This is a genomic window from Erythrobacter alti, assembly GCF_037996805.1.
Taxonomy (GTDB): Bacteria; Pseudomonadota; Alphaproteobacteria; order Sphingomonadales; family Sphingomonadaceae; genus Alteraurantiacibacter; species Alteraurantiacibacter alti.
In genome coordinates this window covers 291,415-306,151 of sequence record NZ_JBBNAX010000001.1, presented here as the reverse complement: position 1 = coordinate 306,151, position 14,737 = coordinate 291,415, and the positions used below count along the sequence as shown (strand labels likewise).

Annotated in this window: 16 protein-coding genes and 1 pseudogene; 7 read left to right on the top strand and 10 right to left on the bottom strand. The window is 62.3% G+C overall.

Going from position 1 to position 14,737, the window contains the following annotated elements; genetic code table 11:
* Positions 1-41: 41 nt before the first annotated feature.
* Positions 42-248: a hypothetical protein gene (locus AAC850_RS01425; protein WP_340586726.1), complete on the top strand. Its 207-nt coding sequence runs from the start codon at positions 42-44 to the stop codon at positions 246-248.
* A 1-nt stretch (position 249) separates the two neighbouring features.
* Here AAC850_RS01425 and AAC850_RS01420 read toward each other — a convergent pair whose 3' ends face one another.
* Positions 250-936 (bottom strand): TonB family protein, encoded by a 687-nt coding sequence (locus AAC850_RS01420; RefSeq protein ID WP_340586724.1) that lies wholly within the window; start codon positions 934-936, stop codon positions 250-252.
* 155 nt (positions 937-1,091) lie between these two features.
* Positions 1,092-1,748 carry an alpha/beta hydrolase gene (locus AAC850_RS01415; RefSeq protein ID WP_340586722.1) on the bottom strand — a complete coding sequence of 219 codons (657 nt, stop codon included), beginning with the start codon at positions 1,746-1,748 and terminating at the stop codon, positions 1,092-1,094.
* A gap of 102 nt (positions 1,749-1,850) precedes the next feature.
* Between AAC850_RS01415 and AAC850_RS01410 the strand changes: the two genes are divergently transcribed.
* The 3 genes from AAC850_RS01410 to AAC850_RS01400 are packed head-to-tail and all read left to right on the top strand — an operon-like array spanning position 1,851 to position 4,359.
* Positions 1,851-2,891 carry a cysteine desulfurase family protein gene (locus tag AAC850_RS01410; RefSeq protein WP_340586720.1) on the top strand — a complete coding sequence of 347 codons (1,041 nt, stop codon included), beginning with the start codon at positions 1,851-1,853 and terminating at the stop codon, positions 2,889-2,891.
* Positions 2,892-2,935: 44 nt separating this feature from the next.
* On the top strand, positions 2,936-4,024 hold the full coding sequence (locus AAC850_RS01405) for a cysteine desulfurase family protein (protein ID WP_340586719.1): 1,089 nt from the start codon (positions 2,936-2,938) through the stop codon (positions 4,022-4,024).
* 5 nt (positions 4,025-4,029) lie between these two features.
* Complete coding sequence (locus AAC850_RS01400; RefSeq protein WP_340587224.1) at positions 4,030-4,359, top strand: 2Fe-2S iron-sulfur cluster-binding protein; 330 nt, start codon at positions 4,030-4,032, stop codon at positions 4,357-4,359.
* A gap of 63 nt (positions 4,360-4,422) precedes the next feature.
* Here AAC850_RS01400 and AAC850_RS01395 read toward each other — a convergent pair whose 3' ends face one another.
* Positions 4,423-4,983, bottom strand: a complete 561-nt coding sequence (locus AAC850_RS01395; protein WP_340586717.1) for a type 1 glutamine amidotransferase domain-containing protein — start codon at positions 4,981-4,983, stop codon at positions 4,423-4,425.
* Between the two features lie 105 nt (positions 4,984-5,088).
* On the opposite strand from AAC850_RS01395, the gene parC reads away from it, so the two are divergent.
* Positions 5,089-7,386, top strand: coding sequence for a DNA topoisomerase IV subunit A (gene parC / locus AAC850_RS01390; protein WP_340586715.1), 2,298 nt, complete (start codon positions 5,089-5,091; stop codon positions 7,384-7,386).
* Positions 7,387-7,446: 60 nt separating this feature from the next.
* Here parC and AAC850_RS01385 read toward each other — a convergent pair whose 3' ends face one another.
* The 6 genes from AAC850_RS01385 to AAC850_RS01360 form a co-directional block, all read right to left on the bottom strand.
* Entirely contained in the window at positions 7,447-7,941 is a 495-nt protein-coding gene (locus AAC850_RS01385) for a hypothetical protein (RefSeq protein ID WP_340586714.1), read from the bottom strand.
* Between the two features lie 236 nt (positions 7,942-8,177).
* Positions 8,178-9,347, bottom strand: a complete 1,170-nt coding sequence (locus tag AAC850_RS01380) for a CCA tRNA nucleotidyltransferase (protein WP_340586712.1) — start codon at positions 9,345-9,347, stop codon at positions 8,178-8,180.
* Positions 9,340-9,942 carry a CoA pyrophosphatase gene (locus AAC850_RS01375; RefSeq protein ID WP_340586710.1) on the bottom strand — a complete coding sequence of 201 codons (603 nt, stop codon included), beginning with the start codon at positions 9,940-9,942 and terminating at the stop codon, positions 9,340-9,342. Before AAC850_RS01375 ends, AAC850_RS01380 begins: the two co-directional genes overlap by 8 nt.
* The gene (locus AAC850_RS01370; protein ID WP_340586708.1) at positions 9,939-10,484 is read right to left on the bottom strand and encodes a DUF1285 domain-containing protein; all 546 of its coding nucleotides are present in this window, start codon (positions 10,482-10,484) and stop codon (positions 9,939-9,941) included. The genes AAC850_RS01375 and AAC850_RS01370 overlap by 4 nt, the downstream gene beginning before the upstream one ends.
* Before the next feature lie 27 nt (positions 10,485-10,511).
* Positions 10,512-11,033: a GNAT family N-acetyltransferase gene (locus AAC850_RS01365; protein ID WP_340586707.1), complete on the bottom strand. Its 522-nt coding sequence runs from the start codon at positions 11,031-11,033 to the stop codon at positions 10,512-10,514.
* 66 nt (positions 11,034-11,099) lie between these two features.
* Positions 11,100-12,302 carry a PQQ-dependent sugar dehydrogenase gene (locus AAC850_RS01360; protein ID WP_340586705.1) on the bottom strand — a complete coding sequence of 401 codons (1,203 nt, stop codon included), beginning with the start codon at positions 12,300-12,302 and terminating at the stop codon, positions 11,100-11,102.
* On the opposite strand from AAC850_RS01360, the gene AAC850_RS01355 reads away from it, so the two are divergent.
* A complete protein-coding gene (locus tag AAC850_RS01355; protein ID WP_340586703.1) occupies positions 12,301-12,939 on the top strand; it encodes a ribonuclease HII in 639 nt (212 codons plus the stop codon). The genes AAC850_RS01360 and AAC850_RS01355 overlap by 2 nt on opposite strands.
* Positions 12,940-12,966: 27 nt before the next feature.
* Here AAC850_RS01355 and AAC850_RS01350 read toward each other — a convergent pair.
* Positions 12,967-13,233 (bottom strand): annotated as a pseudogene (locus AAC850_RS01350) (sulfotransferase family protein); the annotation flags it as partial.
* 214 nt (positions 13,234-13,447) lie between these two features.
* On the opposite strand from AAC850_RS01350, the gene AAC850_RS01345 reads away from it, so the two are divergent.
* Positions 13,448-14,587, top strand: coding sequence for a site-specific DNA-methyltransferase (locus AAC850_RS01345; RefSeq protein ID WP_422723164.1), 1,140 nt, complete (start codon positions 13,448-13,450; stop codon positions 14,585-14,587).
* Positions 14,588-14,737 lie beyond the last annotated feature (150 nt).

The following is a 14,737-nucleotide window of genomic DNA, read 5'->3' as shown; positions in this document are numbered from 1 at the left end:
GGGCTGGCAGGCGAGTATCTGGCACGCTAAGGCGAAAGGCGATGTTCGATTATGTCCTATCCATCGTAATCCTGGCCATTCTCGCGCTGCTTGCCGGGGCTTTCTTCCTGCACCGCCGCGGAGCGCGCAAGCAGGCGCTATTGATGGTAGTGCTGGCCGTGGTGATGATCGCCAATGTCGCAATTTGGGTGATCCCGACAGCGGGCGGCGATTCGCTGGCCGATGCCGCCGCCCGCGCGGGGGATTAGGTCACTCCGGGATCTGCCAAGTGACATTGCCGGTATAGGTGCCGACGACCTTCGCGCCCGTGCCATCGGTCGCCGCGTTGAAGCGGGCATTGCGCGTGAGCAGCCGGCAAGTGGTGCTATCAAGGCTGGCGTGGCCGGTGCTGCTGGTGATCTCGCACGCATCGACGCGGCCATCGCTACCCACGACCAGCCTGTATTGCGCTGTGCCTTCGCGTCCGCGGATCAGGTCGCGCCGCGAATAGTCGCTCGCGGTTATCCAGCTTTGCACATTGTTGCTGGGGCGCGGGCCGACGGGGGTGAAGGCCGGGGGAGGTGTGGGGGTCGGGCCGGGGGAGGCAACCGGACCGGGGGTGGGCGTGGGAATGCGGATTATTACATCGCGCGGACCGTCCGTGACCGGACCCACATCGATGTCGATCGGCCTGTCGAATTCAAACGGCGTGTTGGGTGCCTGCGGCGGGATATAGGTGGGGGTCGAAGTGTCCGGCACGACTTCAGGCTCGTCAGGGAGAGGAGGCGGGTCGATATCGATGATCGTGCCTGTAATCGGCTCGTCATCGTCGAATGTGATCGTTGTGACTGCGAGACCGGCGACCAGTCCGAAACCCAGCAAGGCGTGAATTCCGATCACCGTGGCTGTCGCTTTGGCGCGGGCGGCGGGGTCGGTTCCTGCATCGAGATAGGCCATGTCAGCACTCCTCTTTTAGTAATGTTATACTGTAACATACATAGGAGGTGCGTGTTTGGCAAGCGCACGCAAGCCGAGTGCTCCCGCACAGGCGGAAACGCTCGGTTAAAGTCTCACTGAATTTGAGAAAGATCCGACCTGTGCCGGATCAGCGATCAGGTGATCGGGCAGCTCGGATCGAGTCGGAAGTCGAGGTAATTGTCGACCGACTTCATCAATTCGTCCTGCTCGTTCTCGAAGAAGTGATTGGCGCGCGGAATTTCGTCGTGGTGGATCGTGATGTGCTTTTGCGTGCGCAGCTTCTCGACCAGCTTCTCGACCGCTTGCGGCTGGACCACCGTGTCTGCCGAACCCTGCACGAAGATACCGCTGGCAGGGCAGGGAGCAAGGAAGCTGAAGTCATACATGTTCGCAGGCGGAGCAATCGAGATGAAGCCGCGAATTTCAGGGCGACGCATCAGCAATTGCATACCGATCAGCGCGCCGAACGATACGCCTGCAACCCACGTTACCTGCGCCTCCGGGTGGATTTGCTGGACCCAGTCGAGCGCGCTCGCCGCATCGGAAAGCTCGCCGATGCCATTGTCGAAGCTGCCCTGGCTGCGGCCGACACCGCGGAAATTGAAGCGCAAGGTCGCGAAACCGCGGTTGACGAAGGTCTTGTACAGCGACTGGACGATCCGGTCGTTCATAGTGCCGCCGCCCTGCGAATGCGGGTGCAGGATCATGGCGACGGGTGCGCGCGGACGCGGACCGGGTGAGAAGCGACCTTCGAGACGGCCTTCGGGGCCGGGAAAAATGACGTGCGGCATGGGCGGTTTGGGCCTTGGCTGAATTGTTGTCGCCAACGCTACTGGCGTGGCGGAAGTCGGCGGCTATATAGGCATTATGCTGCGTTTCGCAATTATTCTGACATGACCCGTATCTATCTGGACCATGCTGCCACCTCTCCGCTGCGCCCCGAGGCGCGTGCGGCGATGGAAGAAGGCTTCGCGATCTGGGCCAATCCTTCATCACCTCACGCAGAGGGCCGCAAGGCCCGAGCCGTGCTGGAGGATGCCCGCGCGCGGTGCAAGGCGGCGCTAGGTTGGGATGGCGAGCTGATCTTTACCAGCGGCGCGAGCGAGGCGGCGGCGCTGGCGCTGCTCCATGCCAAGGCAGAGGCTAGGCTGGTCAGCGCGGTGGAGCACGATTGCATTCTTGGGACCGTACCCGATGCCGAGCGCCTGCCCGTCAGGTCCAATGGCGCGGTCGACATGGAAATGCTTGCCGAGGCCGTCCAGCGCGAGCGTCCGCTTGTGGCGATCCAGCACGTAAATTCGGAAACAGGCAACGCGCAAGACCTCTCTGCAATTGCCCCCCTCGTCAGCGAGGAAGGTGGACTGCTTCTGGCGGACTGCGCGCAAAGTGCGGGCAAGATGCCGCTCCCGCTATGCGACATGGCCATCGTGTCGGCGCATAAGTTCGGCGGTCCCATCGGGATCGGCGCGTTGCTGGTCCGCGATTATGCGATGCTGGAACCTGTAGGTGGACATGAGCGCGGTTACCGGCGCGGGACGGAAAATCTCCCCGGCGCGCTGGGCATGGCAGCGGCGCTGGGCGCAATCGGCGAAAGCTATACCAGCGCCAGTTTCGATGCTCTTGCAAAGGTGGTGCGCGACGCCGGCGGAACATGGCTGGCCGATCGTCTCGCACACCCGACCGGACTTATCGCGGCGGTTGCAATGCCGGACATGAGCGCCACCGCACAAGTGCTACGCTTCGACATGCAAGGCTTTGCCGTTTCCCAGGGCAGCGCGTGCTCCAGCGGCACGATGAAAACCAGCCACGTGCTGGGAGCAATGGGCCTCGACGATGAGACTGCCCGCCGCACAATCCGCATCAGTCTTGGCTGGAATACGACGCCCGATGACCTCGCTGCCTTTGCCGAGACATGGGAAGGGTTGATATCCTGACGCAGTATGCTTGGTTTCATCTGTAATCAGTCTATAAGTCAGCCATGATCTATCTCGATTATCAAGCCACCACGCCCCTCGCTCCCGAGGCTCGCGATGCGATGCTCAAATGGCTCGACGGACCGGACGGGACTGGCTTTGGCAATCCGCATTCGCCGCACCGCATGGGCCGCATGGCGGCTGCTGCGGTGGATCTGGCCCGCGACCAGGTCGCCGCGCTCTTTCCGCCGGGTGGCAGCGTCCACTTCACCGGCAATGCCTGCGAAGCGATCAATCTCGCCATGCGTGGCACGGTGATGAAGGGCGGGCAGAAGCAGGGCCGTGTGGCCATTTCGGCCATCGAACACGCCGCCGTGCGCGATACTGCCATGGCGATTGACGATCCGGTAATCATGCCTGTCGACCGCGATGGCATCGCTGATACCCATGCAAACCTGCCCGGCGACACGGCGCTGGTCTGCATCATGCAGGTCAATAACGAGATCGGAACGGTCCAGCCCGTCGCCCAGATCGCGGAGCGTGCGCGCGAAGCCGGCGCGCTGGTGCTGTGTGATGCGGTGCAGGGCGCGGGCAAGTTTGCTGCTCCGGGCGGGGCAGACATGATCGCGATCTCGGCCCACAAGATTTACGGCCCAAAGGGTATCGGCGCTTTGTGGGTGCGTGACGGGGTGGACATTGATCCTCAAATCACCGGCGGCCTGCAGGAACGGCTGCGCTCTGGCACGCTCAGCACCGCGCTGTGTGCGGGTTTCGGCGCTGCTGCTGCACTCGCGGCAGAACGGCTGGAAGCGGACAAGGCGCTCGCAAGCAGCCTGTGGGACCGCGCGCTCGATCTGTTCGAGGGGTGGGAAGTGAACGGCAGCAGGGAATTGCGCAACCATGCCAATCTGAGCATTCGCAAGGACGGACTCGATGTCGCACGCTTGATGAGCGATTGCCGCGATGTAATGTTCTCCGCCGGCTCTGCCTGTGCCAGCGGGTCGGGCAAACCGAGCCATGTGCTCAAGGCCATCGGCCTGTCGGATGCGCAGGCGAAGAGCACAATCCGGCTGGGCTGGGGACGCTACTCGGCGGTCGAAGACCTTGAAGCGGCCGCCAAAGTGATTATCAATGCTGCAGCGCAGCAAGGATAGCCACGATCAAGATCACATTTATCACCCGCGACGGCGAGAAGGTGGAAGCTGAAGCGTCCGCCGGACAAGACCTGCTCGCGGTCGGGCAAGCCGCCGGAATGCCTCTTGAGGGAACGTGCGAAGGGCAGATGGCCTGTTCCACCTGTCACGTGATCGTGGCGCGCGAATGGTTCGGCAAATTGCCCGAGGCCGCGGAGGAAGAGGAAGACATGCTCGACCTGGCCGCCGATGTGCAGGCCACCAGCCGCCTTTCATGCCAGATTGTCCTGACTGACGAATTGGACGGCATGACCGTCAGCATCCCCTCCGACAGCGTGGACGCGCAGGGGTTCTAGACCGAAAAACCCCGCCGCATTGTCTGCGACGGGGCCTTTCAACATCATAACAAGTGACTTGTATCAGGCGCTTTCGAGCGACAGTTCGCTCTTGCTCGCCTGCTCTTTCAACTGCTTGATCAACGCTTCGTTGAACGCAGGGATATCGTCCGGATTGCGGCTGGTGATGACATTGCCATCAATGGCGACTTCCTGATCGACTACTTTGCCGCCAGCGTTTTCGAGATCGGTGCGAACCGAGGGCCAGCTCGTGAGAGTGCGGCCTTCGACCATTCCGGCCTCGATCAGCATCCACGGTGCGTGGCAGATCGCCGCGACCGGCTTGCCCGCTTCGTTGAAATCGCGCACGAGTTGCACGGCCTTGTCATTCATGCGCAGGATATCGGGATTGATCTGTCCGCCGGGCAGGACAAGCGCGTCGAACTTGCTGGCGTCGGCTTCCTCAAGTGACATGTCGACCTTTACCGGGTCGCCCCATTCACCGCTCGAAAAGCCGCGGATTTCGCCGCTTTCTGGGCTGACGACGGTGGTTTCGTAACCGGCTTTTTCAAGCGCGGATTTGGGGTCTTCGAGTTCCGATTGTTCGAAGCCATTGGTCGAGAGGATCATGATACGTTGGGTCATTAAAGATGTCCTTGGAGTGATTTGCGTTTCTGATCTCACAACGGGTGGGGAAATCGCTTTGTTCCGTGCTGTCCCGCGAGGCGTGGCGGTGATAGGGCGAGCCGCATGGTCACCCCTGAAGAGCTTTCCGATTCCGAACAGGGCATAATTCGCGAACCCTTCGAAAGCGCGCTTTCGGAGCGGTATCTGGTCTATGCCCTGTCCACGATTACCGCGCGTTCGCTGCCCGATCTGCGCGACGGGCTGAAGCCGGTCCACCGCCGCCTGTTGTGGACGATGCGGCAGTTGAAGCTGTCGCCGGACAATGCCTTCAAGAAATCAGCCCGCGTGGTGGGCGATGTGATCGGCAAGTATCACCCGCATGGCGATGTCGCGGTTTACGACGCAATGGTGCGCCTCGCCCAGCCGTTCACGCTGCGCTATCCGCTCGTCGAAGGGCAGGGCAACTTCGGCAATATCGATGGCGATAATGCCGCCGCCTACCGCTACACAGAGGCGCGGCTGACGCGCACCGCCATGCAGCTGATGCAGGGGCTGGATGAAGGCACGGTCGACTTCATCCCGACTTACAATGGCGAAGAGGAAGAGCCCGAGTTGATGCCCGGCCTGTTCCCCAATTTGCTCGCCAATGGCGCGAGCGGGATCGCGGTGGGTATGGCGACAAGCATCCCCAGCCACAATGTTGCCGAAGTGCTCGATGCGGCCGAGCTGGTGCTGTTCAACAAGGATGTCACCCACGAAGAGCTGATGCAGGTTTTCCACGGACCCGACTTCGCCACCGGCGGGCTGGTGGTGGATGGGGCGGATGCGATCTCCAAAGCCTATGAAACCGGGCGTGGCTCCTTCCGGGTGCGCGGGCGCTTTCACGCGGCAGAGGCGGACAATGCCGAGGACCGTGAAGCGGGGATCGAGCGGCAGAAGGGCGGCGGATACCAGCTCGTCATCTCCGAAATTCCCTACCAGGTGCCCAAGGGCAAGCTGATCGAGCAGATCGCGCAGGCCATTTCGGACAAGAAGCTGCCGATCCTCGAGGATGTGCGCGACGAGAGCGACGAGCAGGTGCGCATCGTGCTCGTCCCGCGCAGCCGCAATGTCGATCCGGAATTGCTCAAGGAAAGCGTCTACAAGCTCACCGATCTCGAAACGCGCTTCGGACTGAACCTCAACGTGCTCGACCATACGCGCACGCCGATGGTGATGGGGCTGAAGGAACTGCTGACCAATTGGACGGTCCACCAGATCGAGATCCTCCAGCGCCGCACATCGCATCGCCTCGCCAAGATCGCCGATCGGCTGGAATTGCTCGAAGGCTATATCATCGCCTTCCTCAATCTCGACCGGGTGATCGAGATTATCCGTACCGAGGATGAGCCCAAGCCGGTGATGATGAAGGAATTCGGGCTGACCGACAGGCAGACCGAGGCCATCCTCAACATGCGGCTGCGGTCATTACGCAAGCTGGAAGAGATGCAGCTGCGTACCGAGAAGGACGAGCTGCTGAAGGAAAAGGGCGAACTTGAACTGCTGCTCGGCTCTCCTGCCCGCCAGAAAACGCGGCTCAAGAAGGACATGGCCGCGCTGCGCAAGGAATATGCCGAGGACACCGCGCTGGGCGCGCGCCGGACGACGATTGCCGAAGCTGTGCCGACGGTCGAATTCAACCCAGATGCCATGATCGAGAAAGAGCCCGTCACCGTCGTCCTAAGCCAGAAGGGCTGGGTGCGCGGCGCGAAGGGCCACGTCGAACTGGGCGAGGATGGCTGCGGCGATTTCAAGTACAAGGAGGGCGATGGCCCCGCCTTCGCCGTCCACTGCCAGACGACGGACAAGGTGCTGCTCGCCAGCGATGACGGGCGCTTCTTCACGCTTGGTGCGGACAAGCTGCCCGGTGCACGCGGCTTTGGCGAACCCTTGCGCAACACGCTCGACATCGATGCGTCTGCCACGATCATCGCGCTTATCGTCCATGAAAAGGACAAGCAGGTGCTGCTCGCCAGCACTATCGGAAAGGGCTTTGTCGCCGTGACCGACGAACTGCTCGCCGAAACGCGAAAGGGGCGCCAGGTCGTGAACCTGAAAGGCGATGCCAAGCTGACTGTCGCCCGCGCTATCGCGCCCGAGCACGATCACCTCGCCGTGGTGGGCGAAAACCGCAAGCTGGTGGTGTTCGCGCTGGAAGAGATGCCAGTGATGACGCGCGGTCAAGGCGTGACCCTGCAACGCTATCGCGACGGCGGCTTGTCCGACGCGACCACCTTCACGCTGGCCGAGGGGCTAAGCTGGCAGATGGGCGGCAAGGGCGACCGCACACGTACTGAAAGCGAGATCGGCATGTGGAAGGTGGCGCGCGGCGCGGCCGGTCGCTTGCCGCCACAGGGCTTCCCCAAGGATAACCGCTTCTGACACAGAAAAGGGCCGGTGGATCGCTCCACCGGCCCTTTCTTTTGTCCAGGTAAAGGCGGCTTAGCCGGCGTTCATGGCGGCCATGATGTCGGCCATGTTGGCCAGGACGATCACGGTGCCTTCTGCATCCAGCGCGAAAAGGTTCTTCGGCAGCGCCATCGGCTGGCCGGCGTGGGTCAGGAGGATAGCTTCCTCGTTGACTTCCTCGATCGTGCCAAGCGTCTGTGCGTCGGCGGTCTTGACTTCGGCACCTACGACGAGAGCAGCAGCAAGCGCGGCTTCCTGCTCAGCGACAACCTGCGCCCAGGCGGTGTCGAGCTCAACCTTGGTCGTGTTCAGCGTCCAGGCACCTTCGCGTTCGGCAAAGGCATCGGCGCCGAGCGGAACCTGGTGCGTGCCGGTGTCGACAACCACGGTTGCGCCGTCGTTGGAAAGCACGGTGCCGACCGCTGCATCGTCATTGCCCATGATGGTTACGCCGGCATCCTGTGCCATGGCGGGGGCGGCGAGAGCGGTAGTCGCGGCTGCGACGGCGGCAAATACAAAGCGTGACATGCAAAACTTCCTTACTGCCGGGCTGCGGGTAAGGCAGCCCGAATTCAAAATTCCTCCGACGATGGTCGGAAATCGAGTGGCGGGCGGCGCACCTTTTCAAAGGCGGGCGCAGGTAGACGTATCGACGCGTCCGAACCCGTCAGCAGTGCTTATACAGCATCTGCCTGAACGCGCCCTGCACCAGAAGTGCAGGCAATTTCAACCCCCGAGTCCATTCCGTTTTCACTGCCTGTCGCCTAGCGGGACAAGGTTTCGTCGAGCAATTGCGCCACTCGCTCCGCATCGGGAAAGCCTTCGGCTATCCAGCGAGTTTCGACCGTCTGGAGCAGGCGAGCAACCTCCGGCCCTGCGGCAACACCGCGCGCAACAATTTCGCCGCCTTTCAAGGGGAAAACCGGAGGTTGCCAGTCTTCGACCTGTTCGAGCGGAAGGCCCGAGAGCAACAGTAGGTCGCGTGCCAGTTCCATCCCTTCACGGTATGCGAGTGCGCGTGGACCTTCGAGAAAATTGCTGCGCTGCGCCAATCGTGCGAGGTGTTTTCGCTGTGCGTTGGACAGACGCAGTCTTGCGGCGACCTGTTCTGCGGTCTTGCGATCGGGTGGCAGCAAGGCGGCAAGGCGCCGGATGGAGGAGGGCGCGGCACCCTGCTGCCGCTCGTGCTCCAGCAGGTCTGCAAACCGTCCCAACCCTGCATCGCCTGCTTCGGGCAGGACAACCGGCAGAACGCCCTTCGCTTGCATCCGCGCCACCGTGGCATACGGATCGGGCAGCGCCAGAATTGCCAGCAATTCCATCGCCACACGCTCGCGGCTGAGCCCTTTCAAGGTCGAGGCGAGTTCCTCGCAAGCTGCCTCCGCCGTTTCATCCAGTTCGGCGCCGAAGCGCGCCTGGAAGCGATAATAGCGCAGGATACGCAGGTGATCCTCGCGGATGCGATCATGTGCATCACCAATGAAGCGCACGCGGCGCGCATCCAGATCGGCTAGACCGCCGAAATAGTCGGAAATCTCCAGAGTCTCGGGATGGGCGTAGAGGGCGTTGATGGTGAAATCACGCCGCGCGGCGTCATCCTCCCATTGCTCGGCAAAGGCTACCGTTGCGCGACGGCCATCGGTGGCGACATCCTTGCGCAAGGTGGTCACCTCGACATTGCCCTCCGGAAGCAGTGCAGTGATCGTGCCGTGGTCCAGTCCGGTGGGGATCGGCTTGATCCCCTTATCCTTCAGGTGTTTCATCACGTCTTCGGGACGCAGCGTGGTGGCCGCATCCACATCGCGCACTGGTACGCCAAGCAAGGTGTCGCGTACTGCTCCGCCGACCCAGCGCATGTTATCCGTACCGAGCGCCGTGACGAGCCGAGCAAGGTCCTCCCGCTGTGTCCAGTCAGCCTTGGGGAGCTTAGCCATTGACCAATTCCTCCCATGCCAGCCGGTGCGACAGATTGGCTACGATCCCGGCCGTGATGCCCCAGATTCGATGCCCCTCCCACACGATTTCCGTATAGGGCCGCTGCACTCCGCCGAAGTCACCCATTTTGAGCACGTGGTTGCGCTGGTCCAGCACGTAGCGCAGCGGCGCTTCGAACCATCCATCGACTTCGCGCGGGTCGGGAGTGATTGGCAAGCCCGGCGGGATGATGCCGAGCACCGGGGTCAGGTTGAAACCCGTTCCGGTTACGAAATGCTGCGCGCTTCCGATGATCCGCACTTCACGGGCGGGAATCGCCAACTCTTCTTCCGCCTCGCGCAGGGCAGCGGCGACCGCGTCTTCGCCCGGTTCGAGCTTGCCGCCAGGGAAGGACACTTGCCCCGGATGGTTGGCCATGGTTTGCGGGCGGTGGGTCAACAGCAAGCCGGGGTCGGCGCAGTCGGTAATTGCCATCAGCACGGCGGCATCGCGCAACCTTCCGCCAGCCCATGCGCTGTCATCGCGAATTCCTTCGATGCCGATATGGTGGCTTTGTTCGAACAGGCGCGAGATGCGGTCGAACAGCGTGCTCATGCCGGCACCAGCGAGAAGTTCGCGCCCTGGCTTTCGACTTCGAGCCTATCGTTAGCCAGAGCGATCTCGGCCAGTTGCATCCAGGTCGAACGGTCGAGCCGGGCTTCGCAGCCATTGCGCACCGCGAGATAGATGGCGGGGCTTTCGGGATCGCCCTCGGCGCGTAGTGGATTGTCCGCTCCGGCGATCACCAGTTCATCGGTATTGAGGCGAAAGGTCAGCGCGCCGCCGTCTGCCTTAAGATCGACCGCGACAAAGGCCGCGTCCTCAACTTCGATGCTCTGCTTGTAATGCGGAGTGACCAGCCAGTAGCGCCCGTCATCCTCGCGCCGCAGCAGGCTCGCAAATGCGCGCATCATCGCCGGGCGGGTGATCTCCCCGCCATCGTGAAACCAGCGCCCATCCGAAGCAATACGCATCTTGCTGTCACCGGCTTCGGGAGGGTCCCATGACGCGATCGGAGGCAGCTGGCGCGCGGCGACCTGCTCGGCCACTTCGGCAAGCGACAATCCGGCGAGTTCTGGCGGAGCTTCGTAAGGCATATCTGCCAACCCCGATGCCAGAGCGCGTCAGCCAATCCAAGGGCCAAGCGTGCCTTCGTCGGGGAGCACGGCGGGATTATCCGCACGCACGAGCAGGCGGTCGGGCTCGTAGGGACCGGCCAGTGTCCAACCTTGCGTGGGCGCGGCAAAAAAGCCGAACCTCTCGTAATAGTCGGGGTCGCCTACCATCACCTGCGGGAGACTCGCTTGCGGGTCGAGCGCGCCTGCCATGGCGGCCATCAGTGCGTGACCGAAGCCTTCGCTCTGACGCTCGGGCACGACCGCGACGGGGCCGACCATCAGCAGCGGATGGCGTCGACCTTCGGAGTCGGTAAGCGCGACGGGCCAGACCTGGATCGTGCCGACCAGCATTTCCGCTTCGTCGATTGCAGCAAAGCTGAGCGCGGGCAGCCAGTCGACACCCTCGCGCACCTTGTAGGCTGTGCGGTTGTGGCGATCGGTCCCGAACGCACGGTCGAGCAATTGCTCGACCATTGCAGGATCGACCTGTGCGAGTGGAATCAGCGTGGCGGTGGCATCAGCAGTCATGGCGGCGCGCCGATAGGCCGGGGCGGGCGTGCGTGCAAATGTTTCCTTGGATACTTGCGGCTCGTCTCAGTTGGCGGGAGTAAGGCGCAGCAGACGCCCTTCCTCGCCGTCCTCGATCACCCAGATCGCACCATCTGGGGCTTCCGCAATTCCGCGCAGGCGGTTGGGAAATTCGTACCGTGCCACCTCGTCCGCGCTGTTGGCTGCGGCATTGGTGGTGATGCGGGAGATCGAGGTCGTGCGCAAATTGGCAACCAGCACCTGGCCTCGCCAGTCGCCAAACATGGCGCCGCTGTAAAATAACATCCCGCCCGGCGCGATGACCGGGTTCCAGCTCATCGCGGGCTTGGCAAAGCCATCGTCCGGGGTGTGATCGGGAATGTCGGAGCCGTTGTAATTGTCACCGTTTGATCGGGTTGGCCAGCCGTAATTGGCGCCGCGCATCACGCGGTTCAGTTCATCCCCGCCAGCCGGGCCATGTTCGATTTCCCACAGCTCGCCCTGCGGATCGAAGGCGATGCCTAGCAGGTTGCGGTGGCCATAGGACCAAATCTGATTGGTCGGGGAGCCTCGGTCAGCGAACGGATTGCCCGCCGCCGGAGTGCCATCGAGGTTCAGCCGGACGACCGTGCCGAGAGTATTCGTCAAGTCCTGCGCCGGTGTCTGCTCCTGCCGGTCTCCACTGGTGATGAAGAGGTGCTGCCCGTCGGGCGAAAAAGTGATGCGATGAGAATAGTGGCCACGCCTCTCGCCGCCACGGCTTTGCTGCCAGATTTGCGTCAGTCCTTCGATCCGGCAGGCATCGGCATCATCGCATACCAGCATCCCACGCCCTACAGCCGCAAGGGTTTCGCCATTTCCGGCATCCTTGGCCCAACTAAGGTAAATCGTGCCACTATCGGCATAGTCAGGTGCGAAGACGACATCGCCAAGGCCGCCCTGGCCCTCGTAAGCGACATCAGGCAGGCCGGTGACGGTGCCTAGCCGCCCGCTGGCAGGCTCGAAGAACTTCATCGTGCCCGCTTTTTCGGTAATGAAAATCGCGCCCGTCACAGGCTCGAAGGCAAGCGCCCAAGGCTCTGCGAAGGTGCCGTAGCTGGCGGCGACGAAGGGCGAGGTGCCCTGCAATTCAACAGGATCGCCGGCGACGACGTTACCCGAATTGGTGGCGCTGGCGGGCGGGGCGGTATCCCCCGATTGCGCGCCGGTGCAACTTGCGAGAGCGAGCGAGGCGGAGAATATGGCGGAGCTAAGGAAGAGATTGCGCATGTTATCGGGAACGCCTTCACGAGAGTTTTGTGCCGAACTTGGCCCGCAGCCGCTTGTCGTCGGTGTCGACGAAGCGGGTCGCGGGCCGCTTGCCGGGCCGGTTGTGGCTGCTGCCGTGCTGCTGTGCAAGCCCGGGCCGCCGGGAGTGGACGACTCCAAGAAACTCACCGCCAGGGCACGCGAGGAAGCCGAGCAGAAAATCCGCGCCACCTGCGCCTATGGCATCGGCGTGGTCGATGTGGCGGAGATTGACGCGCTCAACATCTTTGGCGCGACCATGCTGGCGATGAGCCTGGCGATGGAGCAGCTGTGCGAGGCGCTCGGCCTTGATGATTGTCACACGCTGATCGACGGCAATTTTACCCCGCAAGGGCGCTGCGACCGCTGGCGCTGGCCTGCCGAGGCCATTGTCGGCGGCGACGGGCGCGAACCGGCCATCGGCGCGGCCAGCATTCTCGCCAAGACCTGGCGCGACCGCATGATGGTGGAAGCGGCCCGCGAACATCCGCACTACGGATGGGAGCGGAACAAGGGCTACGGCTCGAAAGAGCATATGGAGGCCTTGCGGATACATGGCCCAACTCCGCTGCACAGGCGCTCGTTTGCACCGGTCGCGCAATTGGAAATGGCGCTTTAACCGAACGCGATAGGCATGATCGCGCGTAGTCAGCACAACTCTTGCCTGCGGATAATAGTCCGCCAGCTCCCGCCCGAACGATGCCGATGGATAGTCGGCAGTGGAGCGGAATCCCTCTAAAATCTCGTCCCAATCGGGATTGCCGCGTGACGCCTCGATCCACAGGGGTATCTGCCGCCGCGCATCGGCGAAGACCTAGGCCATATGGTGGCAAGGCCCGAAGCCCAGCTCTTCCAATGCAAATTTCATCGAGAACGTCGCGTTGCGGCCAAGACCCGCAGCGATAACTTCCAATGCCGTGAATTATTCCCCCCAAAAGCCCGAAACGACACGAGCGAGTCCTTGCGGCCACACCCCATCATATCGAGTCCCGTGAAGAGCAACAGTCTCAATATCTTGTGCCGGACTCGTTTCGTTCCGCGCTAGCTCTGGTGGCACAGCGCAAAATTGCTGCTTGACCCATCGAGTCCGAGGACTCACACCCTGTGGATAACTTGAGGGGTATTCCGTGGGTAATCTGACGAAAATTCGCGCGTCGAAGGTCAAGGCGCGCGCAGCCAAGGTCGACAAATCCGAATTGCCGCTGGGGCAAATCCTTGCGGGCGACTGCGTGACCGCAATGCGCAAACTGCCCGACGCCAGCGTCGATCTCGTGTTCGCCGATCCGCCGTACAACCTTCAGCTTGGCGGCGATCTCAACCGGCCGGACGGCAGCCATGTCGATGCCGTGACCGACGATTGGGATCACTTCGACAGTTTCGCTCTATATGACCAGTTTACAAGGGATTGGCTGACAGAGTGCAGGCGCGTTCTCAAGCCCGATGGCGCGCTGTGGGTGATCGGCAGCTACCACAATATCTATCGCGTAGGTTCCATCCTGCAGGATCTGGGGTTCTGGATTCTGAACGATATCGTGTGGCGCAAGACCAATCCCATGCCCAACTTCCGCGGCACGCGCTTCACCAACGCACATGAGACTTTGCTGTGGTGCTCGCAGGGCGAGAAATCGCGCTATCATTTCAACTACCGGGCGATGAAAACGCTCAATGACGAATTGCAGATGCGGTCCGACTGGACCTTCCCGATCTGCTCGGGCGGGGAGCGGTTGAAAGACGAAACCGGCCACAAGGCTCATCCCACGCAAAAGCCGGAGGCGCTGCTATACCGTGTCCTGCTGGCAACGACCGAGGCTGGCGACGTGGTGCTCGACCCGTTCTTCGGCACCGGTACGACCGGCGCGATTGCCAAACGCCTAGGCCGTGACTGGATCGGCTGCGAGCGCGAGGCGGACTATCGCAAGGTGGCCAAGGCGCGGATCGAGAAGGAATTGCCGCTCGACGAAAGCGCGCTGACCACAATGCAGAGCCGCAAGACCCAGCCGCGTGTCGCCTTTGGCGCCGTGGTAGAAGCCGGCCTGCTCAAGCCGGGCACAGAAATCTTCGACAAGAAGCGCCGCTGGAAAGCCACGGTGCGCGCAGATGGCAGCATCGAATGCGGGAAGGAGACTGGCTCGATCCACGGTGTCGGCAAGACAATCCAGGACGCGCCGAGCTGCAATGGCTGGACATTCTGGCATTACGAGGCTGGCGGCGAGGTAAGGCCGATCGATGCCGTGCGCAGTTTCTACCTGCTCGCGGCGGAGGATTGAGGCGCGCATGTAGCGGGAGGACCGTGGCTGGTGGGTAGTATTTCCCTACGCCCCATTTTCGTGCTTCAAGGGCTGCATGACATTACGCAATCCTGGCGCCGAGTTTCGGCAAGCAACGGGTTTGTATCATTGCCAATCCGCTCTTGCAGT

Bases quoted from the DNA above. Each gene is read 5' to 3' on its own strand.
- AAC850_RS01425 (WP_340586726.1), top strand. From the start codon at position 42: ATGTTCGATTATGTCCTATCCATCGTAATCCTGGCCATTCTCGCGCTG.
- AAC850_RS01420 (WP_340586724.1), bottom strand. From the start codon at position 936: ATGGCCTATCTCGATGCAGGAACCGACCCCGCCGCCCGCGCCAAAGCG.
- AAC850_RS01415 (WP_340586722.1), bottom strand. From the start codon at position 1,748: ATGCCGCACGTCATTTTTCCCGGCCCCGAAGGCCGTCTCGAAGGTCGC.
- AAC850_RS01410 (WP_340586720.1), top strand. From the start codon at position 1,851: ATGACCCGTATCTATCTGGACCATGCTGCCACCTCTCCGCTGCGCCCC.
- AAC850_RS01405 (WP_340586719.1), top strand. From the start codon at position 2,936: ATGATCTATCTCGATTATCAAGCCACCACGCCCCTCGCTCCCGAGGCT.
- AAC850_RS01395 (WP_340586717.1), bottom strand. From the start codon at position 4,983: ATGACCCAACGTATCATGATCCTCTCGACCAATGGCTTCGAACAATCG.
- parC (WP_340586715.1), top strand. From the start codon at position 5,089: ATGGTCACCCCTGAAGAGCTTTCCGATTCCGAACAGGGCATAATTCGC.
- AAC850_RS01385 (WP_340586714.1), bottom strand. From the start codon at position 7,941: ATGTCACGCTTTGTATTTGCCGCCGTCGCAGCCGCGACTACCGCTCTC.
- AAC850_RS01380 (WP_340586712.1), bottom strand. From the start codon at position 9,347: ATGGCTAAGCTCCCCAAGGCTGACTGGACACAGCGGGAGGACCTTGCT.
- AAC850_RS01375 (WP_340586710.1), bottom strand. From the start codon at position 9,942: ATGAGCACGCTGTTCGACCGCATCTCGCGCCTGTTCGAACAAAGCCAC.
- AAC850_RS01370 (WP_340586708.1), bottom strand. From the start codon at position 10,484: ATGCCTTACGAAGCTCCGCCAGAACTCGCCGGATTGTCGCTTGCCGAA.
- AAC850_RS01365 (WP_340586707.1), bottom strand. From the start codon at position 11,033: ATGACTGCTGATGCCACCGCCACGCTGATTCCACTCGCACAGGTCGAT.
- AAC850_RS01355 (WP_340586703.1), top strand. From the start codon at position 12,301: ATGTTATCGGGAACGCCTTCACGAGAGTTTTGTGCCGAACTTGGCCCG.
- AAC850_RS01360 (WP_340586705.1), bottom strand. From the start codon at position 12,302: ATGCGCAATCTCTTCCTTAGCTCCGCCATATTCTCCGCCTCGCTCGCT.